Genomic DNA, 21,336 nt, shown 5'->3' on the forward strand with positions numbered 1-21,336 from the left:
CCTTCGGCGGGCGGGCCGGTCAGGCGCCCACGGTGCCGTCGACGCCCTCGCGCAGGAAGTCGGCGTGCCCGTTGTGCCGGCCGTACTCCAGCAGCACGTGCACCATCACCATGCGCAGCGACACGTCCTCGCCCCAGCGCGGCTGATGCCCGGTCAGGTCCAGGGACGGCGCGTCCCGCTCGATCCGCCGCGACGTCTCCACCTCGGCCCGCCACGCGCCGAACGCCTCGGCGCGGGTCGACGCGCTCGCGTCGTACGCCGCCTGGAAGTCGACCTCCCGCGACCAGACCATCGGCGCGTCCCCGTCCTCGAACACCCGGCGGAACCAGGCGCGTTCCACCTCGGCCATGTGCCGCACCAGGCCGAGCAGCGACAGGGTGGACGGCGGCATCGACCGCTGCCGCAGTTCGTCGTCGGTCAGGCCCTCGCACTTCATGGCGAGCGTCGCGCGGTGGTAGTCGAGGAAGGCGCGCAGGGTCTCGCGCTCCGTGCCGAGGTGCGGCGGGCCTACCCGGGTGTCGGTGGTCATCCGGCGACCGTACCGGGTGGGCCGGACACGGCGGCGCGGGGGTCGCGGCCCCGGGTGCGCGCCGGTGGCGGGCCGGTGGCGGGCTGGTACCTTGCGCGTGATCCCGGCTCACGACCCAGGGGGGCGACGGCGATGCTGGTGGCGGAGGCGGCGCGGGCGCGGCGCGCGGCGCGGGCGGTCGCCTCGGGGCTCGGCCTGCGGGCCGACGACGCGGTCGTGCTCCAGAACTCCAACCGGCTCACCCTGCGGCTGCTGCCCGCCGACGTCGTGGCACGGGTGGCTCCGGCGGCGGATCCGGGCGCCGGGTCCGAGATCGACCTGGCCCGGCGGCTGGTGCGGGCCGGCGCCCCGGTGGCGGCCCCCGACCCCCGGGTGCCCCCGGCCGTCCACGAGCGGGACGGCTTCGCGGTGACCCTGTGGACCCACCACGCGTCCGCGCCCGCCGCGCGGGTGCCGCCCGCCGACTACGCGGACGCGCTGCGACGGCTGCACGCGGGGATGCGCCGGCTCGGCGACGTCCCCGCGCCGCACGTCACCGAGCGGGTCGCGCACGCCCGGCGCCTCGTGGCGGACCCCGCCCGCACCCCCGCGCTCGCCGCCGCGGACCGGAGGCTGCTCGGCGACACCCTGGACGCCCGGTGCCGGGCGGTCACCGGGCGCGGCGCCGCCGAGCAGCTGCTGCACGGCGAGCCGCACCCCGGCAACCTCCTCGCCGCCCGGCACGGGCCGCTCTTCATCGACCTGGAGACGGTGTGCCGGGGGCCCGTCGAGTTCGACCTCGCCCACGCCCCCGACACCGCCGCCGCGCACTGCCCGGACGCCGATCTCGGCCTGTTGCGCGACTGCCGCGTCCTGGTCCTCGCGATCGCCACGACCTGGCGCTGGGACCGGGACGACCACCTGCCGGACGGGCGCGGGCTGGGCACGGAGTGGCTCGCCCGGATCCGGGCCGAGGAGACCCGCCGGTGACCGCGCGTCCCGTCCCGTCCCGGCCGACTGGGACGGAACGGGACGGGAGGCAACGCCCCTTCTAACGGGCGAAGTTGGCGGCGATGCGCTGCTGGATGTAATCGGCGGCCGTGATCGGCGGGTAGCGCCGCTCGGGCCCCTCGATCACCGCGTCCCGGTCGGCCTGCGCGAAGAACGCGATGCTGTACCGCGCCGACCGGTCCTCGCCGGGCCCCGGCGACCGCACCCGGTGGAAGTTGGACGGCAGCCGGTCGTCGCTCCACCGCATCAGCATGTCCCCGATGTTGCAGGTGATCACGGCGTCGGCCGGCTCCACCGGCGTCCACTCCTGGGCCTCGGCCTCTTTGCCGGGGCACACCTGGAGCCCGCCCTGCCCGTCGCGCTGGAACAGCAGCGTCAGGCAGTCGAAGTCCGTGTGCGCGCCCGCCCGCCACACGTCGGCGGGGATCTCGGCGTCCTCGGGGACGGCGAAGTAGTGCAGCATCCGCAGCGCCGACTGGTACTGCGCGCTCGCCGGGTCGTGGGCCCGCGCGAAGAATCCCTCGGGCAGCCCCAGCCGGTCCGCGAAGCAGCCAAGGACGCGCATCGCGAGGTCCCGGCACCGCGCCTCGAAGGCGAGGGTGCGGGAGCGGAACCCGGGGAGCGCGTCGTCCGGCCACAGGCCGGCCATGTGCGGCCGGGTCACCTGGTACGACTCCTTCTGGTCCGGTGTGCCCACCGACGGCCTGACCTGGGTCATCGACTCCCAGCCGGAGTTGAGCCCCTTCTTCAGCCCGTGCCGCGCCTTGACGGCGTCGGGCAGGGCGAAGAACGCCGCCGCGTCGGCGAACGCCCCGTCCACGAGGGGCTGTTCGATGCCGTGGTTCACCAGCTGGAAGAAGCCGATGTCGGTCGCGGCCGCCCACAGCTCCTCGGTGATCGCGGCCCGGCGGGCGTCGAAGTCGGTGAGGTCGATCCGGCGGATCTCGCGGTCGGAGGTCTCCGTCCCGGCGCCGCCCATCCGGGACTCCCTGGCCAACTCGGCCAGCCGGTAGGTGGTGTCGTGCGTCGTGGTGCGGTGTGTCGTGGTGCTGTGTGTCGTGATGTCGTGTGTCGTGGTGTCGTTCATCGCGCCGTGGCTCCTGAGGAGTGAGGTCCCACGGGATGCAGTCACCGCCCCTGCGATCCCCACCGCGGACGCACAGAGGTCCGCGGGCACGGTCACGACGGACCCCGTCCGGGCCCGGCGCCGTGGGCTGGCACGGTCCCCGGTGCCCCGGGGCCGTACGCGATGCCCCCACTCTGCCGGGCCCGTGTTTCGTCCGGGGACCGTGCGGTTACGGGGCCGTGAAGGTGAGCCCGCGGGCCAACTCCCGTGCGGGCAGCCGCGCGTGCTCCCCGTCCTCGACCAGCACCTCGCCGCCGACCAGCACGGCCGCGACGGTCCTGGTCCCCGCGCAGGTCAGCAGGGTGGACCCGGGGTCGCGGACGGGGAGGCAGGCGTAGTCGCGGTCGAAGCGGTGCAGCACCAGGTCCGCCTGCATGCCGGCCCGCACCCCGTCGGGCCGCTCCTCCAGGCCGAGGACCCGGTTGGCGCCGTTCGCGGCCAGGGCGAACATCTCGGGGAACCCCAGCAGGTCGGCCTTGCGGTGCGCGGCCCGTTGCAGATACGCGCCGATGCGCAGCGCCTCCAGCATGTCCTGGGTGTCGTTGCTCGCCGCCCCGTCCACCCCGAGCCCGACCGACAGCCCCGCCGCCAGCATCTCCGGCACCGGGGCGATGCCGGATCCGAGCCGCATGTTGGAGAGCGGGTTGTACGAGACGCCGACGCCGTGCCGGGCCAGCGCGGTCCGGCCCGCCGCGTCCAGCTCCACGCAGTGCACGGCCAGCAGCCGCTCCCACAGGAACCCGGCCCGCTCCAGGTACTCGACGGCGCCCGTCCCCGCGTGCTCCCGGCACATCGTGTCGTCCGTCGTCGTCTCCAACAGGTGCAGGGAGACCGGCAGGTCACGCTCCTCGGCGAAGCCGCGCACCGCCGCCATGCCCTCCGGCGTCAGACAGCGCGGATTGGGCACGGCCACCCCGACCGCCACCCGGCTGCCGCGCGCGGCCCCGATCAGCTCGTCGGTGTGCGCCAGCGCCTCCTTCAGCGGCTGCATCAGACGCGGGTCGAACCCCCACGTGCGGCTGCCGTCCGCCCGGTCGGCGACCCCGCGGCACAGCACGGCCCGCACCCCGCTGTCGCGCAGCGCCCGCAGCACGGCGTCGTGCACCTCGGGGGAGGGGTGCGGCCACATGTGCTCGACGAGCGTGGTCGTCCCGCTGCGCAGCGCCTCGGCCGCGGCGGCGGCAGCCGTCCAGTACGCCCGCTCCGGCGTCAGCCGCACCGCCTCCTCGCCGACGGCGCTCAGCCACGACAGCAGCGGCAGGCCCTCGCCGATGCCGCGCAGCCCGGCCTGGAAGAGGTGCGTGTGCGTGTTGACGAGCCCCGGGGTCAGATGCGCCCCTGACCCGTCCAGCACGCGCTCCCCGTGCGGCAGCGCTCCTGTCGGTACGAGGGCGTGGACGCGGCCGTCGACGAGGTGGACGTCCGTTCCGGCGTGCCAGGCGCCGCCGCTGAGGACGGTGACGTCGGTGATCGTGTCGGGGTTCATCGCGCGGAGTCCTTCCGGGGGCGGCGCGGGCGGCCGGGGATGTGGTGGAACAGCAGGTTGAGGAGGAAGGCCACGATGCCGGTGACGGCGATGCCGCTGTCCAGGACCGTGCGCGCGTACGTCGGCAGCGGCGCGTAGAAGTCCGGGGCGCCGACCGGGATCATGCCGAGTCCGAACGCGAGCGCCACGGTCAGCAGGTTCCGGGAGTCGGTGAGGTCGGCCCGGGACACGATCCGCAGTCCGACCGCGCCGACCGTGCCGAACATGACGAGCGACACCCCGCCCAGCACCGCGCCGGGCACGGCGGCGACGGCCGCGCCGAGCACCGGCACGAACGCGAGGACGACCATCAGCGCCCCGGACAGGGCCACGACGTGCCTGCTGCGCACCCGTGTCACGCTCACCAGGCCCACCGACTGCCCGAACGTCACGATCGGGAAGGAGGCGAGCGCGCCCGAGACCATCGTGGCCGCGCCGTCCGCGCGCAGCGCCCGCACCACGGTCGGCGCGTCGTCGCCGCGGCCCACGATCTGTCCGACGGCGAGGGTGTCGCCGACCGACTCGACCATGTTGACCAGCTGCACCACGAGCATCGCGGCGATGGCCGGGACCACGAAGGTGGGCGCCCCGAACGCGGCCGGCTCGGGGACCGTGACGGCGGCCGCCCCGGTCACCCCGGAACCGTCGAACAGGCCCAGCGGCACGGCCAGCGCGGTGCCGGCGGCCATCGCGACCAGCACCGAGAACCGGGCGACGGCGGGCGGCGCGAGCCGCTCGACGAGCACGACCAGGACGACGGTCGCGGCGGCCAGCGCGAGCCCCTTCCCGCCGCCCTCGCCGCCGCTCACCAGACCGGCCGCGGACGGCACCAGCGAGAACCCGATGACGGCGATGACCGTCCCCGTCACCAGGGGCGGGAACAGATGCAGGCAGCGTCCGAACCAGGGCGCGACCGCCAGCGTCACCAGACCCGACACGAGCGTCGCCCCGAACACGGCGGCGAGCCCGTGCTCCCGCCCGATGAGCACCGCCGGGGTGATGGCGGTGAACGTGGAGCCCATGACCAGGGGCAGCCGCGCCCCGGCGAACCCCTTGAGGCCCAGCGACTGGAGCAGCGTGGCGAGCCCGCTCACCAGGAGGTTCGCGGCGATGAGGAGCCGGATCCGGTCCTCGGGCAGGTGCAGCGCGGTGCCGACGAGCAGCGGCATCGTGGCCATGCCCGCGTACGCGACCAGCAGGTGCTGGAGGCTCAGCGGGACCAGCCGCCGCAGCGGCGGCCGCACGTCCACGGGGTGCGGTCCCGGTGCGGACGCGTCGGCGTGGGTGCCGTCGGCAGCGATTTCGGCACCGGCACCGGCACCGGCACCGGCACCGGCGTCGGGATGGGCAGGGGCGCCGGGATGGGCAGGGGCGCCGGACGGTGTGGCGGCGCGCGTGGGGACAGCCATCGTTCCTCCCTGAGAACTCGGTGGAAGACGGCTGGTTCGCGTCCGGTGCGGGGAACGGCCCGGCGCACACCGGCCGTTGCAGCCATGACCGGTGTGCGGGTGACGGTAGGCAGCGGGTGTTTCCGGTGCGTTGCCGCGAGGAAACCGCCGCCGACCGTGCGCCGCGCACCCGATGCCGATTGGTCCAGACCCATTGACGAAAGGTCTGGACCTCTTTAGCGTGCGTCGTGCTCGCGACATCCAGACATCCCCGCCCCTGTCCGGCGTTCAGCGATCCCACGGGAGCCCCCATGCCCTTCCGTCCCCGCCGTCCCCGCACCCCCCGCCTGCTCGCCGCCGCCCTCACCGCGGCGGCGACCGTCACCACCCTCCTCGTCGCCGCGCCGGCCGCGCCCGCCGCCGACACCTGCGCGACGAAGCCGAGGCCGTCCGGGAAGGTCCTCCAGGGCTACTGGGAGAACTGGGACGGCGCCGCCAACGGCGTCCACCCGCCCTTCGGCTGGACGCCCATCACCGACCCCGCGATCGGCCAGCACGGCTACAACGTCATCAACGCCGCCTTCCCCGTGATCCGCTCCGACGGCACGGCCCTGTGGGAGAACGGCATGGACACCGGCGTGAAGGTCGCGACGCCCGCCGAGATGTGCCAGGCCAAGGCGGCGGGCCGGACGATCCTCATGTCGATCGGCGGCGCGACGGCCGGCATCGACCTCAACTCCACGGCGGTCGCCGACCGGTTCGTCGACACGATCGTGCCGATCCTGAAGCGGTACAACTTCGACGGCATCGACATCGACATCGAGACCGGCCTCACCGGCAGCGGCTCCATCTCCCAGCTGTCCACGTCCCAGTCGAACCTCATCCGGATCATCGACGGCGTGCTGGCGCGGATGCCCGCCGGGTTCGGCCTGACCATGGCCCCCGAGACCGCCTACGTCACCGGCGGCAGCGTCACCTACGGCTCCATCTGGGGCGCGTACCTCCCCGTCATCAAGAAGTACGCGGACAACGGCCGCCTGTGGTGGCTCAACATGCAGTACTACAACGGGTCCATGTACGGCTGCTCCGGCGACTCGTACGCCGCGGGCACGGTCGCGGGCTTCACCGCCCAGACGACCTGCCTGAACAAGGGGCTCGTCATCCAGGGCACGACCATCAAGGTCCCCTACGACAAGCAGGTGCCGGGCCTTCCCGCCCAGGCGGGCGCCGGTGGCGGCTATATGACGCCCAGTCAGGTCACGCAGGCGTGGAACACGTACGGCGGCGCGCTGAAGGGCCTGATGACCTGGTCGATCAACTGGGACGGGTCGAAGGGGTGGACCTTCGGGAACAACGTGAAGGGGCTCCTCTAGCCCGTACGCGGTGCGGGTCCCGCTACTTCTCCACCTGCGGGGACGGGGCGGAGGCCGGCGGCTCGATGCCGGTGCGCACCTGGATCCACAGGCCCACGATCGCCGCGGTCTGCGCCACCACGAACGCCATGCCGGTCTGGGCCGCCCCCAGCCGGTAGACGGAGAACAGCGGGCTCCAGAACGTCGCCCAGGACGGGCGCTGGCGGCGCAGCGTCCGCCCGTCCATCAGGATGCCGGTGACCGTCAGGGTGATGGTCAGCAGGCCGGTCATGCCCCAGCGGTAGGCCGGCTCCGGCTGGTCGAAGGCGTGGCACAGGAACTGGTCGACCAGCATCGCCGAGGTGTACGCCGCCACCAGGGGCAGCACCTTGACCGGCCCGCGCCTGCCCGGCAGTTCCCGCCAGAAGAAGCCCAGCAGGAACCCGCCGGCCGTCCAGGGCAGCACACAGAACAGCACGTTGTACACGAGCCACAACGGGCCGAACCAGCCCTGGAGCTGGCTCACCCACCACGAGCCGCCGTAGTTCAGGTAGAGCTGGTAGACGAGCACGGGCAGCCCGAGCACGGTCGCCAGCGCGGCCGACTGGAGACCGTTCTGCCACGGGGTGGCGCCCGGGCCGACGCTCATCGCCACGTCGACCGGCGTGACCCCCTCGGGCATGGCCCAGCCGCCGGACGCGGCCGGCTGCCCGGACTGGCCCGCGGTCAGCGACAGGGCCGTGGGACTGGGCGGCGGCCACCGCGACAGATCGCGCAGATCGCCTTCCAGGCTCTCCCGCTTGAGGGTGTACGTGGACGCGGGCATGTCGGCCGTGACCCGGTAGGCGGCGTCCATCTTGCGGCCCTCCTGCTCCAGCGCGTGATAGCGCAGGGCCACCGCGTGCAGGTCGGCCCGCGCCGACTCGCCGGCGACGGCGGTCACCTCGGCCAGCGTCCGCGCGGTGAGCGCGGTGGCGGGCCCCGGCACCGTCAGCGGCCAGTCGAGCAGCGTCCGGCGGCGGTTGGCACGGATGAGGCCGAGGAAGACCGCCGTCGTCAGCAGCGGGATCAGCGCCGACGGCACGCCCACGAAGCTGTCCGGCCAGTCCTGGAGCGCTATGCCGCCCAGGAGGGCGACGAGCACCCGCACCGAGGTGTCGATCCGGGCGGCCGGGGGCAGCGCGCGCAGCACCGGGACCGCCGCGAGGAGGATCACCAGCCACCACATGTACCGGATGGTGTCGAAGAAGTACGAGGGGAAGTTGAGCGCGTCGAAGCTCAGGCTCGTGTCGGTGTTCTCGACGAGCCAGTTCAGCTGCCGCCGGGTGTCGAGGGTCTGCTTGACGTACATCCCCGTGATCAGCGCGGCGGCCGCCGCCCCCAGGAGGAACGGGGGGATCAGGTGCACGCGCCGCACGGGCCGCCCCCGCAGCTCCCGCCACCCGCGCAGGGCGAGCGCGAGGACCCCCGAGCAGGTCAGCCAGACGAGACCGGCGCCGACGGACAGCGACATCCGCTCGCCGGGAGCGTCGGCCCGGACGAGGGCGGCCGCCACGGGGACCGCCGCGAGCGCGCCCACCGGCAGCCGGCGGCGCCGGACGGGATACCCGGCGATCCCCAGCCAGGCGACGGCCCCGCCGAACGCCGCCCAGCCGATCACCAGCCAGGACTGGTACGAGAACCACCCCGTGTCCGACAGGAAGTCACCCCGGTCGTTCAGCGCCCAGGCCAGCCCGAAGTCGAGCCCGTTGAACACGCCCAGGACCGCCTGGAGGGTGACGGCGGCGGACAGCACCCCGATGTGCGGCGGGACGAACCCGCGCCGCCGGGCGAGGAACCGGCAGACGCCGTACGCCAGCGGGATCAGCAGCAGACACGCGGTGTGGGCGCCCTGGATGAACAGCATCTGCGGGTACTCGCCCCAGTGCGCCGTCGCGCGTGCGCGCCAGGGCGCGGACAGGAGGATCTCGGGCGGCGGCCCCTTGTCGGCCCGCACCGACGACCAGATGTACTCCGTGTCGGTGGACAGCCGGTCCGGGGTCGGACGGGCGGCGAGCAGGTCGTTCCCGTCGCGTACGAGCGTCACGCGCCAGGTCGCCGAGCGCAGCGCGGGCGGCGGGCTCAGGAGCAGCCGGTACCCGCCGCCGTCCAGCGTGATGTCCCACGGGCCGGTGAGCCGGCCCGACTCGTCGCCGACCGTCAGCCGGACGGTGTCCGTGACCGTGATGGTCTTCGCCCCGGCGACGACGACCGGGAGGCCGTCGCGCTCCTCCTTGTCGCGCGGCACGGTCCCGTCGCCGTCCGCGACGAGGCAGCGCATGGCCTCGCGATAGCGGCCGGACCGGGGGGAGAAGAGCAGCCCGGAGGCGCGCCGCCAGGACCGCGGCACCTTCACCGTCGTCTCGACGACCACGACCGCGTCGGCGTACCCGTGCTGGAACAGCTCGACGCGCGAGGACACCGGGGAGCCGCGCAGCGCCGCCGGATCGCAGGGACCGGCGCCGTCGGCGGTCGCGGGCGGCGCGCCCAGGAGCAGCAGCACCGCCGCGGCCACGACCGATGACCAGAACCACCCGCGCGCACGTGCCCCCGCCCGGACCATCCGCCCCCCAGTGACGTCCACGGAGCGGGCATCGTACTACCGGTCGCGGCCTTGGCGGAGTGCCCAGGACCGCATCTTCCACGGACCGCCCCGCCGGGTGTCAGGCGGTGACGGCCTCGCCCGTCGGGCCGTCGCCGTCCGGGTCCGCGGACGCCGGGCCGAGCGGCCTGCCCTCCCACAGCAGGCACCGCCAGCCGGTCGCGGGGGAGCCGTCGAGGACGACGACGCCGGTGTTGGCGAGCGGGTGGGACGCCGAGTGGGCGACGTCGACATTGCTGGCGCGGGCCGCGACCCAGGTGCGGATGGCGGCGCCGTGGCTGACCATCGCCACCGCTGCCGCGCCGGAACCGGCCGCCTCCGCGACGACGGCGTCGAAGCGGCCCAGGGCCTGCGCGCCGCTCTCGGCGCCCGGCATCCGGCGCTCGACGTCACCGGCCGACCAGGCGAACGCCGTGCTCATGTAGAGCTGCGCGGCCTCGTCGTCGCCGCGCATCTCCAGGTCACCGGCGATCAGCTCCCGCAGCCCCTCGCGCACCAGGGGCTCCAGACCCCGGGCCGCGGCCAGCGGGGCGGCGGTGAGCTGGGTGCGCAGCAGCGTCGAGACGTACAGCGCGTCGATCTCCTCGCCCGCCAGGGCCTCGGGCAGCGCGGCGGCCTGCTCCTGCCCCAGCGGGGTCAGTCCGGGGCCGGGCACCGTGGTGTCCAGGAGGTGCTTGAGGTTGGACGGGGTCTGGCCGTGGCGGATGAGGATCAGACGCATGTGGGGCGGGCCTCCAGGTCTTCGGCGTGTGCGGTGCGACCTCTCCACTGTGCCACCCGCCGGGCCCCGGCCCGCCCCGTGCCCTGCCGGGCGCGGCCGCTAGCGCTCGCCCTCGCGCATCGGCACCCGCACCCCGCGCGCGTCGGCCACCTCGGCCGCGTGCTCGTAACCCGCGTCGACGTGCCGGATGACCCCCGTCGCCGGGTCGTTGGTCAGCACCCGCTCGATCTTGCGGGCGGCCAGCTCCGTGCCGTCCGCGACACAGACCTGGCCGGCGTGGATGGAGCGGCCCATGCCGACGCCGCCACCGTGGTGCAGGGAGACCCAGGAGGCGCCGGAGGCGGTGTTGACCAGGGCGTTCAGCAGCGGCCAGTCGGCGATCGCGTCCGAGCCGTCCTTCATGGACTCGGTCTCGCGGTACGGGGACGCCACCGAGCCCGAGTCCAGGTGGTCGCGGCCGATGGCGACCGGCGCCGACAGCTCGCCGGAGGCCACCATCTCGTTGAACTTCAGACCCGCGAGGTGGCGCTCGCCGTAGCCGAGCCAGCAGATGCGGGCCGGCAGGCCCTCGAAGGAGATCCGCTCGGCGGCCATGTCCAGCCAGCGGTGCAGGTGCTTGTTCTCCGGGAACAGCTCCTTGATCGCCCTGTCCGTCTTCGCGATGTCCTCCGGGTCGCCGGAGAGCGCGGCCCAGCGGAACGGGCCGAGGCCCTCCTCGAACAGCGGACGGATGTGCGCGGGCACGAAGCCGGGGAAGTCGAACGCCCGGTCGTAGCCGGCCTTGCGGGCCTCGTCGCGGATCGAGTTGCCGTAGTCGAAGACCTCCTTGCCCTGGTCGAGGAAGCCGACCATGGCCTCCACGTGCAGGCGCATCGACTGCCGGGCCTTCTCGGTGAAGCCGGCCGGGTCCGCCTCGCGCTCCTTGTCCCAGTCCTCGACGGAGATGCCGACGGGCAGATAGGCGAGCGGGTCGTGGGCCGAGGTCTGGTCGGTCACGATGTCGATGGGGGCGCCCCGGCGCAGCAGCTCGGGGAAGACCTCGGCGGCGTTGCCGACGACACCGATGGACAGGCCGCGGCGCTCGTCGCGGGCCCGCACCGCCAGCTCCAGGGCGTGGTCGAGGCTGTCGGCCTTCACGTCCAGGTAGCGGGTGCCGATGCGGCGGTCGACCCGGGACTCGTCGACGTCGACGCAGAGCGCGACGCCCTCGTTCATCGTCACGGCGAGCGGCTGGGCGCCGCCCATCCCGCCGAGACCCGCGGTCAGCGTGATCGTCCCGGCGAGGGTGCCGCCGAACTTCTTGCGGGCGACGGCGCCGAACGTCTCGTACGTGCCCTGGACGATGCCCTGCGAACCGATGTAGATCCACGACCCGGCCGTCATCTGGCCGTACATGGTGAGGCCCTGGGCCTCCAGCTTGCGGAACTCCTCCCAGTTGGCCCAGTCGCCCACCAGGTTGGAGTTGGCGAGGAGCACGCGCGGCGCCCACTCGTTCGTGCGCAGCACCCCGACCGGCTTGCCCGACTGCACGAGCAGCGTCTCGTCGTCCTTGAGCGTCTTCAGGGTGCGCACGATCGCGTCGAACGCCTCCCAGGAGCGGGCCGCCTTGCCGGTGCCGCCGTAGACGACGAGCTTGTCCGGGTGCTCGGCGACCTCGGCGTCGAGGTTGTTCATGAGCATCCGCAGGGCGCCCTCCTGCTGCCAGCCGAGGGTGTTCAGCACGGTGCCGCGCGGGGCGCGGACCGGACGGGGGGCGGAGCCGGTCATGAGACCTCCAGAAGAGCCGGTGTCCCCGACGGTACGGGGGGCCGGCGGGGAACGGGTGGATCACCGCCCCGGACGGGGAACGGTTCGTGCTCTGCCATCACAGAAGACGGCGGCGGTCCGGGCCAGTGCGACCCGGCACATGTCTCGGATCCGAGACGACTCTGTGCCGGGTCGCCCCGGGTCGCCCTGCCCGGGGTCCGGGCGCTCACGCGGGGGAGTGGCCCAGCATCGCGGCGGTGAGCCGGGCCGCCGCGCGCCGCAGCCGGTCCACGGTCTCGTCGACCGAGTGGTGCTCCGCGGCCCGCCGCCACGTCGTGGACAGCGCGGCGGCCGGCTGCCCGAGGTGGTCGAAGGCGGGCACCGCCAGCGAGCGCATCCCCTCCGTCACCAGGCCGACCTCCTCCGACCAGCCCCGCTCCCGCTCGACGGCGAGGGCGCGCCGCAGCTCGCCGGGGGTGCGCGGCCCCCGGCCGGTGCGGGTGATCAGCGGACCCGACGGGAACAGCGCGCGCACCTGGGCGGGCGAGGAGTGGGCGAGCAGGGCGCGCCCGTTCGCGGTCAGATGGGCGGGCAGCCGGACACCGACGTCGGTGACGAGGTCCGGCGCGGGCTCCGCGGCGTGCGCCGCCGACGGCAGCTCCTTGAGCAGGTAGACGCTCTCCGCCCCGTGCAGCACACCCAGGTGCACCGGCTGGCCCAGCTGCTGGGCGAGGGCCCGCACCAGCGGGCGGGCCAGCCGCTCCAGCGGCTCGTGCCGCAGATACGCCGAGCCGACCTCGAAGGCCGAGACCCCGAGCCCGTACAGCTGGCCCTCCGGGATGTACGTGACGAAGCCGCGGTCCACCAGGACGCTGAGGATGTGGTAGACGCTGGAGCGCGGGATCCCCAGGTCGGCGGCGAGCGCCGGCGCGCGCACCGGGCCCGGCCGGCCCGACAGGTGGAGCAGGATGTCCAGGGCGCGGCCGACGGCCGGGGAGGCGCTGGTGGGCATGGGGCGGGCACGGCCTTTCGCTGCGGGGCGGCCTGGCGCCCGACGATACGTCGCACGGCGAGGATCCGGGAAACCGCCGACGGGCGGCGCGCCGGGCCGCGTAGCGTGCGGACGTGGATCTCTTCTCACGTACCTGGGCGGACCTGCTCGCGGCGGTCGGGGACCTGTCGGACGAGGACTTCGCACGGCCCTCCGGCTGCGCCGGCTGGCTCGTCCGTGACCTCGTCTGCCACCTCGTCGTCGACGCGCAGGACGTCCTGATCACGCTGGTCACCCCCGAGGACGTCCCGCCGACCCGGGACGCGGTGACCTACTGGACCATCGACGACCACCGGCCCGGCGAGGACGACCCGCTCGCCGCGCTCACGGTCCGGCTCGCCGCCGCCTACGAGGATCCGGCGCTGCTCCGCTTCCACCTCGACGACGTCGGCTCCGCCGCCGGACGCGCCGCGCGCCTCGCCGACCCGGCGCTGCGGGTCGGCACCCGCGACGAGGTGCTGACCGCGCGCGACTACCTCGACGCGTACGTACTGGAGTGGACCCTGCACCACCTCGACCTGATCGCCGGCGTGCCCGATCTGCCCGGCCCGTCGGCCGAAGGGCTGGGCCGCGCGCGGGAGTTGCTGGAGGCGGTCGCCGGCGCGCCGGTGCCCGCCGCGTTCTGCGACACGGACGCGCTGCTGCTCGGCACCGGGCGGCGCCCGCTGGACGACGCCGAGCGGGTGGTGCTGGGGGAGGTGGCGGACCACTACCCCGTACGGCTCGGCTGAGCGGAGGGGCGGCGTCCGGGGCGCGGGTGGCGCCTTCCGGCATCGAACGCGCGCGAACATTGCCGGAACACGGCAATGCGGAGAACCCGCGGGCCGGGTCAGGATGAGCGCGGCAGAAACGGGGGCCGGACCCCGGTGCCGCACCCCGGAAACGTGGCGCGGCGCCGGGGCGGGGCCGAGCAGGTGGTGAAGGGGGCGCAGTGATGGGGGAGTTCCGCACGGCCGGCTCCGGGGCGGACGGGGGCCCGCGCACGGCGCGCCCGACGGACCGCATCGCTCCCGACGAACCCGGGCCGTCGCCGCACGGCTCCGGCGCGCTCCACCCGGTCGTCCCGGCAGACGGGCCCGGGTGCCGGTAGGAGGGTGCGGCACGGCCGCCTCCGCCCGCGTACTCTCATCGTCCTCTCGGGGAGCCGTCGGCCCCCGGACCAGAAGGATCCCACCATGGATGCCACCACCGTGGGCATCGGCGTGTCCGTCGTCGCTGTCCTGATCCTCCTCGCCGTCCTGCTGCTGCTGTTCACCAGACTGTTCCGCAAGGTGGAGCAGGGCAAGGCGCTCATCGTCTCCAAGATGCGCAAGGTCGACGTCACCTTCACCGGCCAGATCGTGCTGCCCGTCCTGCACAAGGCCGAGGTCATGGACATCTCGGTGAAGGCCATCGAGATCACCCGGACCGGCCGCGACGGCCTCATCTGCCGGGACAACATCCGCGCCGACATCCGGATCTCGTTCTTCGTCAAGGTCAACAAGACCGTCGACGACGTCATCCGCGTCGCCCAGTCGGTCGGCACCGCCCGCGCCAGCGACCAGAAGACCCTCCAGGAACTGTTCCACGCCAAGTTCTCCGAGGCGCTCAAGACGGTCGGCAAGCAGATGGACTTCACCGACCTCTACACCAAGCGCGAGGAACTCCGCTTCAAGATCATCGAGGTCATCGGGGTCGACCTGAGCGGTTACCACCTCGAGGACGCGGCGATCGACTACCTGGAGCAGACGCCGCTCAGCCAGCTCGACCCGCACAACGTCCTCGACGCCCAGGGCATCCGCAAGATCACCGAACTGACGTCGATCGAGCACGTCAGGACCAACGAGTTCCAGCGCACCGAGGAGAAGGAGATCACCCGGCAGAACGTCGACGCCCGGGAGACCATCCTCGAACTGGAGCGCCGCCAGGCGGACGCCGAGATCAAGCAGAAGCGGGAGATCGACACCGTGCGGGCCCGCGAGGAGGCCGAGACCGCGCGGGTCGTCGAGGAGGAACGGCTGCGCGCCCAGGGGGCGTTCCTCGCCACCGAGGAGAAGCTCGGCGTGCAGCGCGAGAACCAGGCCCGCGAGGTCGCCGTCGCGCAGAAGAACCGCGAGCGCGTCATCGCCGTCGAGAACGAGCGCATCGAGAAGGACCGGATGCTGGAGGTCATCGCCCGCGAGCGGGAGACCCAGCTGACGAAGATCGCCGCCGAGAAGGAGGTCGAGGCGGAGAAGCGGGAGATCGCCGAGGTCATCCGCGAGCGGGTCGCCGTCGACCGCACGGTCGCCGAGCAGGAGGAGTCCATCAAGAAGCTGCGCGCGGTCGAGTCCGCCGAACGCGACCGGCAGGCCATCGTCATCGCCGCCGAGGCCGAGGCGCAGGAGCAGCTGGTCAAGGACATCAAGGCCGCGGAGGCCGCCGAGCAGGCCGCCACGCACCGCGCCGCCGAACGCCTCACCCTCGCCGAGGCCCAGCTGAAGGCGTCCGACCTGGAGGCCAAGGCCAAGGTGCGGCTCGCCGAGGGGCTCCAGGCCGAGACCGCCGCCGCCGGCCTCGCCGAGGTGCGGGTGCGCGATCAGGAGGCCGACGTCATCGAGAAGGCCGGGCGCGCCGAGGCCGGCGCCACCGAGGCGCGGCTGCGGGCCGAGGCCGAGGGCGGCCGGGCCAAGGCCCTCGCCGAGGCGGAGGCCATCGCCGCCAAGCTGAAGGCCGAGGCCGCGGGCATCCACGAGAAGGCCGCCGCGATGGCCGCCCTCGACGACGCCTCGCGCGGCCACGAGGAGTACCGGCTGCGCCTCCAGGCGGAGAAGGAGATCCGGCTCGCCGGGATCGACGTCCAGCGGCAGGTCGCCGAGGCGCAGGCCACGGTCCTCGCCACCGGCCTGGAGAACGCCGACATCAGCATCGTGGGCGGCGAGTCCGTCTTCTTTGACCGGCTGATGTCCTCGATCGCGCTCGGCAAGGGCGTCGACTCCTTCGTCCGGCATTCCGACACCGCGCAGGCCCTCGCCAGGCCGTGGCTGGACGGCTCGTCGAGCTTCACCGACGACCTGGCGAAGATCCTCGGCTCCGTCTCCACGGCCGACGTGCAGCACCTCACCGTCTCCGCCCTGCTGATGAAGCTGATGCACGGCGGCGGCGAGCAGACCGATCAACTGCGCGAACTCCTCGACACCGCGACCCAGTTGGGCGTGGCCGACCTGCCGCTCGGCAGGCTGAACGGCGTGTCGCACGCCTGACCGCACAGACCGGCCGGGACCGCCGCACGGGGGTCGGCAGTCCCGGCCGCCCCATCGAACCCCTCGCGCCTCACGCGGGAAAGGACCGCCACGCATGGAGACCGGCACGGCCCGGGCGGCCGACGGCCCCGACGCGGGCACGTACGAGGTGCTGCGCGACCGGCTCGCCGCGCAGGCCCGCGCGCTGGCGTCCCGCGCGGGCGCGCTGAACGACCGGCGCGCCGCCGCCTTCGGCTCCACGGAGCTGACGCTCACCGGCAGCGGCGCCGTCCGCACCGACCGCCCGCGCCTGGCCCGCGACCTCGTCGCCGTCGGCGACGTGCTCCTCGTCGGACTGCGCGACGTGCTCGGCTCGGGGCCGCCGGAGGTCGGCGACGTCCTCGCCCTGCACAGCCCGCACGACGAACTGCGCCGACTGCCCGAGGACGCGGTACCGGGACTGCTCGACGACCCGGCGTTCCGCGCCGAGTTCGCCGCCCTCTTCCGCTACTACCGCGACAGCCGGCTCCTCGAACTCCGCCTGGTCGACGCCAAGTTGCTCGCCGTCTTCCAGACCGGCGACCAGCCCGACGACATCCGCGTCCTGCGCTGGGAGATCGGCGCCCGGGGCGGCGCCCGCTTCCTCGACGCCCGCGGCGAGCGCGACGACGTGCGCCCGCCCGCCCACGACATCACCTGGCGGCCGACGACCCGCGAGGACCACGTCCTCGGCCGCCACCCGCACATCGCGATCCCCGGCGGCGAGATCCGGGTCTCCACGGTCGGCGGCAGCCTCACCGTCAAGACCGAGGACGACACCGGGACCGGCGACGGCATCCACGCCGAACCCGTCGACGAACCGCTCCAGTCGCTCGCCGACGCCGCCGTCGCGCACGCCCGCGTCGGCCCGCTGATCCTGCTGCGCGTACGCCCCTACAAGGAGGACGCCGACCGCCACCTCGTCTTCAACACCCTCACCAGGACCGTCGTCCGCCTCGACGGCATCGGCCGGGCCTGCCGGGTCCTCCCCGACGAACAGGGCGTCGTCTTCCCCGGCGGCTACTGCCTCGCCACCGGCACCCACAAGACGTTCGACGCCGTCGACACCACCGGCCTCGCCTACGAGCGCACCGTCCGCGCCCCCGGCGGCGAGGACGTCCTCTACGTCTTCCGGGCCCGCGCCGCCGGCCGCACCCTGCTGCTGCCCTACCACCTCATCCGCAAGGAGATCGCCACCCCGCTCACCGGCCGCGGCCACGCCCTCCTCGACGACGGCACCCTCGTACTGCTGCGCGACGCCGCCACCGAGGAGCCCGGCAGGACCCACCCGGTACAGATCTGGACGACCCCCTTCACCGCCGACACCCACGCGGACGCGGCGGGCGCCGCCGACCCCGAACTCGCCCGGATCGGCAACGCCGACCTGGTGCGCGCCGTCGCCGACTGCCTCTCCCTCGTCCACACCGTCCAGGAGGCCGCGGCCACCCCGACCGACACCGCCTACGAGGCCCTGGCCGCCGCCTGCGAACGCGTCACCGACACCTTCCCCTGGCTCGCCGACACCGGGCGACTGCGCGAGCCCGTCGACGCGTTGCGGACCACCGCCGCCCGGATCGTCACCGAGTACGCGACCGTGCGCGCCCTCACCCGGCAGGCCGCCGACGCCTACGACGAGGCCGCCGCCCACCTCACCGCCCTGGTGCGCCGCATCCGCGGCGAGGCGCCCCGCGGCGCCCACGAATGGGTCGAACGCCTCACGGAGCTGCGCCGCGCCCAGGGCCGGCTGCTCACCCTCAAGGAACTGCGCTACGCCGACGTCGAGCGCATCGACGCCCTCGCCGGGCAGCTCGCCGCCGACATCGCCTCCGCCGGCGCCCGCGCCGTCGCCTTCCTCGCCCGGCCCGACGCCCTCGCCGCCCACCACGCCGACCTCGACCGGCTCACCGAACAGGCCGCACGGCTCGCCACCACCGCCGAGGCCGCGCCGCTCGCCGAGCGCGTCGCCGAACTCGCCGAACAGCTCCAGACCGTCACCGACGTCGTCGGCGGCCTCGACATCGACGACGCGACCGTACGCGCCGACGTCCTGGAGCGCATCGCCGAGGCCCTCGCCGGGGTCAACCGGGCCCGCGCCACCCTCGATGCCCGCGGCCGGGAACTCGCCGCCCACGAGGGCCGGGCCGAGTTCGCCGCCGAGTACTCCCTGCTCGGCCAGGCCGTCACCGGCGCACTGGCCGCCGCCACCACCCCCGGCTCCTGCGACGACCAGCTCGCCCGCCTGCTGCTGCGCCTGGAGAACCTGGAAGGGCGCTTCGCGGACAGCGACGACTTCCTCGCCGACCTCGACACCCGCCGCGTCGAGATCCACGAGGCGTTCGCCGCCCGCAAGCAGACCCTCGCCGACGCCCGCGCCCGGCACACCGAACGCCTCGCCACCTCCGCACAGCGCATCCTGGAGACCGTCGCCCGGCGCCTCGCCGACCTCGGCTCCCTCGACGAGATCAGCACCTTCCTCGCCTCCGACCCGATGGTCGCCAAGGTCCGCCGCACCGCCGAGGCGCTGCGCGAGCGCGACGACCACGTCCGCGCCGACGAACTCGACGGCCGTCTCGCCGTCGCCCGCCAGGACGCCCTGCGCGCCCTGCGCGACCGCACCGAGCTGTACGCCGACGGCGGCACCGCGCTCCGGCTCGGCCGGCACCGCATCGCCGTCAACACCCGGCTGCCCGAACTCGCCCTCGTCCCGCACGGCGACGACGGCATGGCCTACGCGCTCACCGGCACCGACTACCGCGCCCCCGTCGACGACCCCGCCTTCACCGCGCTCCGCGCCCACTGGGGCCAGTCCCTGGCCTCCGAGAACCCGGCCGTGTACCGCGCCGAACACCTCGCCGCCCGCCTCCTCGCCGAGCGCGGCGCCGAGGACCTGCTCGCCCGGGACGACCTCCCCGCACTGGTCCGCGCCGCCGCCGAGGAGGCGTACGACGAGGGCTACGAACGCGGCGTCCACGACCACGACGCCACCCTCGTCCTCACCGCGCTGCTGCGGCTGTACCCGGGCGCCGGACTGCTCCGCCACACCCCGGCCGTCCGCGCCGCCGCCCAGCTCTTCTGGGCGCACGCGACGACCGGGCCCCAGCGCGCCCAGTGGACCCGGCGCGCGCAGTCGCTGGCCCGCGCCCGCGACACGTTCGGCCTCGCACCCGCCGTCGACGACTGGTGCGCGGAGCTCGCCGAGCGCATCGGCTCCGGCGGCCCGGACGCCGCGGACGTCGCCGGATACCTCTTCGAGGAACTGACCACCGGGCCCGACGGCTTCGTCACCGCCACCGGCGCCCGCACCTTCCTCGACAAGTTCCGCCGCGCCGTCGACGGCGCCGCCTACGAGGACGACCTGTCGGCCGTCGGTGACCTCGGCGCGCGCCGCTCCCTCGTCGAGGCGTGGCTGACCGCGTACGCGACGGCCGCCGGTGACGACGCCGGGGACCTGCCGGAGGCCGTCGCGATCGAACTCTGCCCCGGCCTCGCCCGCCACGACGCCGACGCACCCCTGACCGCCACCGTCGACGGACTGCTCGGCACCCACCCGCGGATCGACGGCCGGCGCCTCACCCTCCGCCTCGACGAACTCCTCGCCCGCACCCGCGACTTCCGCACCCGCACCGTCCCCGGCTTCCGCGCCTACCAGCGGCTGCGCACCTCCCTCGTCGCCGCCGAGCACGACCGGCTGCGGCTGGCCGACCACCGGCCGCGCGTCCTGCCCACCTTCGTCCGCAGCCGCCTCGTCGACGAGGTGTACCTGCCGCTCATCGGCGACAGCCTCGCCAAGCAACTGGGCACCGCGGGCGGACTGCTGCTGCTGATCTCACCGCCGGGCTACGGCAAGACCACCCTCGTCGAGTACGTCGCCGACCGGCTCGGCATGCTCCTCGTCAAGGTCGACGGGCCGGCCCTCGGCCACGACGTCACCTCGCTCGATCCCGCCCAGGCGCCGAACCTCACCGCCCGCCGGGAGATCGAGAAGGTCAACTTCGCGCTGGAGGCCGGGAACAACGTCCTGCTCCTCCTCGACGACATCCAGCACACCTCGCCCGAACTGCTCCAGAAGTTCATCGCCCTGTGCGACGGCCAGCGCCGCATGGACGGCGTCTGGCGCGGCGAGCCGCGCAGCCACGACCTGCGCGGCAAGCGGTTCGCCGTCTGCATGGCCGGCAACCCCTACACCGGGTCCGGCCACCGCTTCCGCATCCCCGACATGCTCGCCAACCGCGCCGACGTGTGGAACCTCGGCGACGTCCTGTCCGGCAAGGAGGAGGCGTTCGCGCTGAGCTTCGTCGAGAACGCGCTCACCGCCAACCCGCACCTGGCCCCGCTCGCCGGCCGCGACCGCGCCGACCTCGACCTCCTGCTGCGGCTCGCCCAGGACGACCCGGCCGCCCGCGCCGACCGCCTCAGCCACCCCTACGCCCCGGCCGAGACCGAACGCGTCGTCTCCGTCCTGCGCCACCTGCTCGCCGCCCGCGGCACGGTCCTCGCCGTCAACGCCGCCTACATCGCCTCCGCGGCGCAGTCCGACGACGCCCGCACCGAACCGCCCTTCCTGCTCCAGGGCTCCTACCGCAACATGAACAGGATCGCCGCCCGGATCGACCCCGCCATGAACGCCGCCGAGCTCGCCGCCGTCGTCGACGACCACTACACCGGAGAGGCCCAGACCCTCACCTCCGGCGCCGAGGCGAACCTCCTCAGACTCGCCGAGCTGCGCGGCCGCCTCGGCCCCGCCCAGGCCGACCGCTGGGCCGAGCTGAAGGCCGCCCACGTCCGGGCCCGCGCCCTCGGCGGCGCCGACGGCGACGACCCCGTCGTCCGCGCCGTCGCCGCCCTCGGCCTGCTCGCCGACCGGGTCGCCGCCGTCGAGTCGGCCATCACCCGCGCCACCGCCCCCGGACGCCCGCCCGGACCGGACGCCGCGCGGCACGCGCACCGCCCGTGAACCGGCGAACCGCGAGCCCCCGGGCGATCGTCTCCGCCGACGATGCGTTAATGGGTCGGAGCCGACACAGCACG

General features: G+C 74.3%; 13 protein-coding genes. 5 read left to right on the forward strand and 8 right to left on the reverse strand.

Going from position 1 to position 21,336, the window contains the following annotated elements; genetic code table 11:
• Positions 1-19 precede the first annotated feature (19 nt).
• The gene (locus ACIP5K_RS24705; RefSeq protein ID WP_401412714.1) at positions 20-529 is read right to left on the reverse strand and encodes a DinB family protein; all 510 of its coding nucleotides are present in this window, start codon (positions 527-529) and stop codon (positions 20-22) included.
• Positions 530-661: 132 nt separating this feature from the next.
• On the opposite strand from ACIP5K_RS24705, the gene ACIP5K_RS24710 reads away from it, so the two are divergent.
• Complete coding sequence (locus tag ACIP5K_RS24710) at positions 662-1,498, forward strand: phosphotransferase (protein WP_401412717.1); 837 nt, start codon at positions 662-664, stop codon at positions 1,496-1,498.
• A 61-nt stretch (positions 1,499-1,559) separates the two neighbouring features.
• Here ACIP5K_RS24710 and ACIP5K_RS24715 read toward each other — a convergent pair whose 3' ends face one another.
• From ACIP5K_RS24715 to ACIP5K_RS24725, 3 genes are all read right to left on the reverse strand, one after another.
• Entirely contained in the window at positions 1,560-2,606 is a 1,047-nt protein-coding gene (locus ACIP5K_RS24715; RefSeq protein WP_401412719.1) for an isopenicillin N synthase family dioxygenase, read from the reverse strand.
• Between the two features lie 208 nt (positions 2,607-2,814).
• Positions 2,815-4,131 (reverse strand): amidohydrolase family protein, encoded by a 1,317-nt coding sequence (locus tag ACIP5K_RS24720; RefSeq protein ID WP_401412721.1) that lies wholly within the window; start codon positions 4,129-4,131, stop codon positions 2,815-2,817.
• Positions 4,128-5,579: a uracil-xanthine permease family protein gene (locus ACIP5K_RS24725; protein ID WP_401412723.1), complete on the reverse strand. Its 1,452-nt coding sequence runs from the start codon at positions 5,577-5,579 to the stop codon at positions 4,128-4,130. The genes ACIP5K_RS24720 and ACIP5K_RS24725 overlap by 4 nt, the downstream gene beginning before the upstream one ends.
• 290 nt (positions 5,580-5,869) lie before the next feature.
• On the opposite strand from ACIP5K_RS24725, the gene ACIP5K_RS24730 reads away from it, so the two are divergent.
• The gene (locus tag ACIP5K_RS24730) at positions 5,870-6,931 is read left to right on the forward strand and encodes a chitinase (RefSeq protein WP_401412725.1); all 1,062 of its coding nucleotides are present in this window, start codon (positions 5,870-5,872) and stop codon (positions 6,929-6,931) included.
• 22 nt (positions 6,932-6,953) lie between these two features.
• Here ACIP5K_RS24730 and ACIP5K_RS24735 read toward each other — a convergent pair whose 3' ends face one another.
• The 4 genes from ACIP5K_RS24735 to ACIP5K_RS24750 all read right to left on the reverse strand — a co-directional run bounded on the left by ACIP5K_RS24735 (position 6,954) and on the right by ACIP5K_RS24750 (position 13,030).
• Positions 6,954-9,533 (reverse strand): DUF6185 family protein, encoded by a 2,580-nt coding sequence (locus tag ACIP5K_RS24735; RefSeq protein WP_401412727.1) that lies wholly within the window; start codon positions 9,531-9,533, stop codon positions 6,954-6,956.
• Between the two features lie 79 nt (positions 9,534-9,612).
• Positions 9,613-10,272 carry a histidine phosphatase family protein gene (locus ACIP5K_RS24740; protein WP_401412729.1) on the reverse strand — a complete coding sequence of 220 codons (660 nt, stop codon included), beginning with the start codon at positions 10,270-10,272 and terminating at the stop codon, positions 9,613-9,615.
• A gap of 99 nt (positions 10,273-10,371) precedes the next feature.
• Positions 10,372-12,039, reverse strand: coding sequence for a urocanate hydratase (gene hutU, locus ACIP5K_RS24745; RefSeq protein WP_401412731.1), 1,668 nt, complete (start codon positions 12,037-12,039; stop codon positions 10,372-10,374).
• A 205-nt stretch (positions 12,040-12,244) separates the two neighbouring features.
• A complete protein-coding gene (locus ACIP5K_RS24750) occupies positions 12,245-13,030 on the reverse strand; it encodes an IclR family transcriptional regulator (RefSeq protein ID WP_401412733.1) in 786 nt (261 codons plus the stop codon).
• A gap of 113 nt (positions 13,031-13,143) precedes the next feature.
• On the opposite strand from ACIP5K_RS24750, the gene ACIP5K_RS24755 reads away from it, so the two are divergent.
• The 3 genes from ACIP5K_RS24755 (at position 13,144) to ACIP5K_RS24765 (ending at position 21,262) form a co-directional block, all read left to right on the forward strand.
• On the forward strand, positions 13,144-13,800 hold the full coding sequence (locus ACIP5K_RS24755; protein ID WP_401412735.1) for a maleylpyruvate isomerase N-terminal domain-containing protein: 657 nt from the start codon (positions 13,144-13,146) through the stop codon (positions 13,798-13,800).
• Positions 13,801-14,244: 444 nt separating this feature from the next.
• Positions 14,245-16,290 carry a flotillin family protein gene (locus ACIP5K_RS24760; RefSeq protein WP_401412736.1) on the forward strand — a complete coding sequence of 682 codons (2,046 nt, stop codon included), beginning with the start codon at positions 14,245-14,247 and terminating at the stop codon, positions 16,288-16,290.
• Positions 16,291-16,384: 94 nt separating this feature from the next.
• A complete protein-coding gene (locus tag ACIP5K_RS24765) occupies positions 16,385-21,262 on the forward strand; it encodes a DNA repair ATPase (protein WP_401412737.1) in 4,878 nt (1,625 codons plus the stop codon).
• Positions 21,263-21,336 lie beyond the last annotated feature (74 nt).

Source organism: Streptomyces sp. NPDC088785 (assembly GCF_044750685.1).
Classification (GTDB): domain Bacteria; phylum Actinomycetota; class Actinomycetes; order Streptomycetales; family Streptomycetaceae; genus Streptomyces.

Coding starts and splice junctions, on each gene's coding strand:
- ACIP5K_RS24705 (WP_401412714.1), bottom strand. CDS start 529: ATGACCACCGACACCCGGGTAGGCCCGCCGCACCTCGGCACGGAGCGC.
- ACIP5K_RS24710 (WP_401412717.1), top strand. CDS start 662: ATGCTGGTGGCGGAGGCGGCGCGGGCGCGGCGCGCGGCGCGGGCGGTC.
- ACIP5K_RS24715 (WP_401412719.1), bottom strand. CDS start 2,606: ATGAACGACACCACGACACACGACATCACGACACACAGCACCACGACA.
- ACIP5K_RS24720 (WP_401412721.1), bottom strand. CDS start 4,131: ATGAACCCCGACACGATCACCGACGTCACCGTCCTCAGCGGCGGCGCC.
- ACIP5K_RS24725 (WP_401412723.1), bottom strand. CDS start 5,579: ATGGCTGTCCCCACGCGCGCCGCCACACCGTCCGGCGCCCCTGCCCAT.
- ACIP5K_RS24730 (WP_401412725.1), top strand. CDS start 5,870: ATGCCCTTCCGTCCCCGCCGTCCCCGCACCCCCCGCCTGCTCGCCGCC.
- ACIP5K_RS24740 (WP_401412729.1), bottom strand. CDS start 10,272: ATGCGTCTGATCCTCATCCGCCACGGCCAGACCCCGTCCAACCTCAAG.
- hutU (WP_401412731.1), bottom strand. CDS start 12,039: ATGACCGGCTCCGCCCCCCGTCCGGTCCGCGCCCCGCGCGGCACCGTG.
- ACIP5K_RS24750 (WP_401412733.1), bottom strand. CDS start 13,030: ATGCCCACCAGCGCCTCCCCGGCCGTCGGCCGCGCCCTGGACATCCTG.
- ACIP5K_RS24760 (WP_401412736.1), top strand. CDS start 14,245: ATGGATGCCACCACCGTGGGCATCGGCGTGTCCGTCGTCGCTGTCCTG.
- ACIP5K_RS24765 (WP_401412737.1), top strand. CDS start 16,385: ATGGAGACCGGCACGGCCCGGGCGGCCGACGGCCCCGACGCGGGCACG.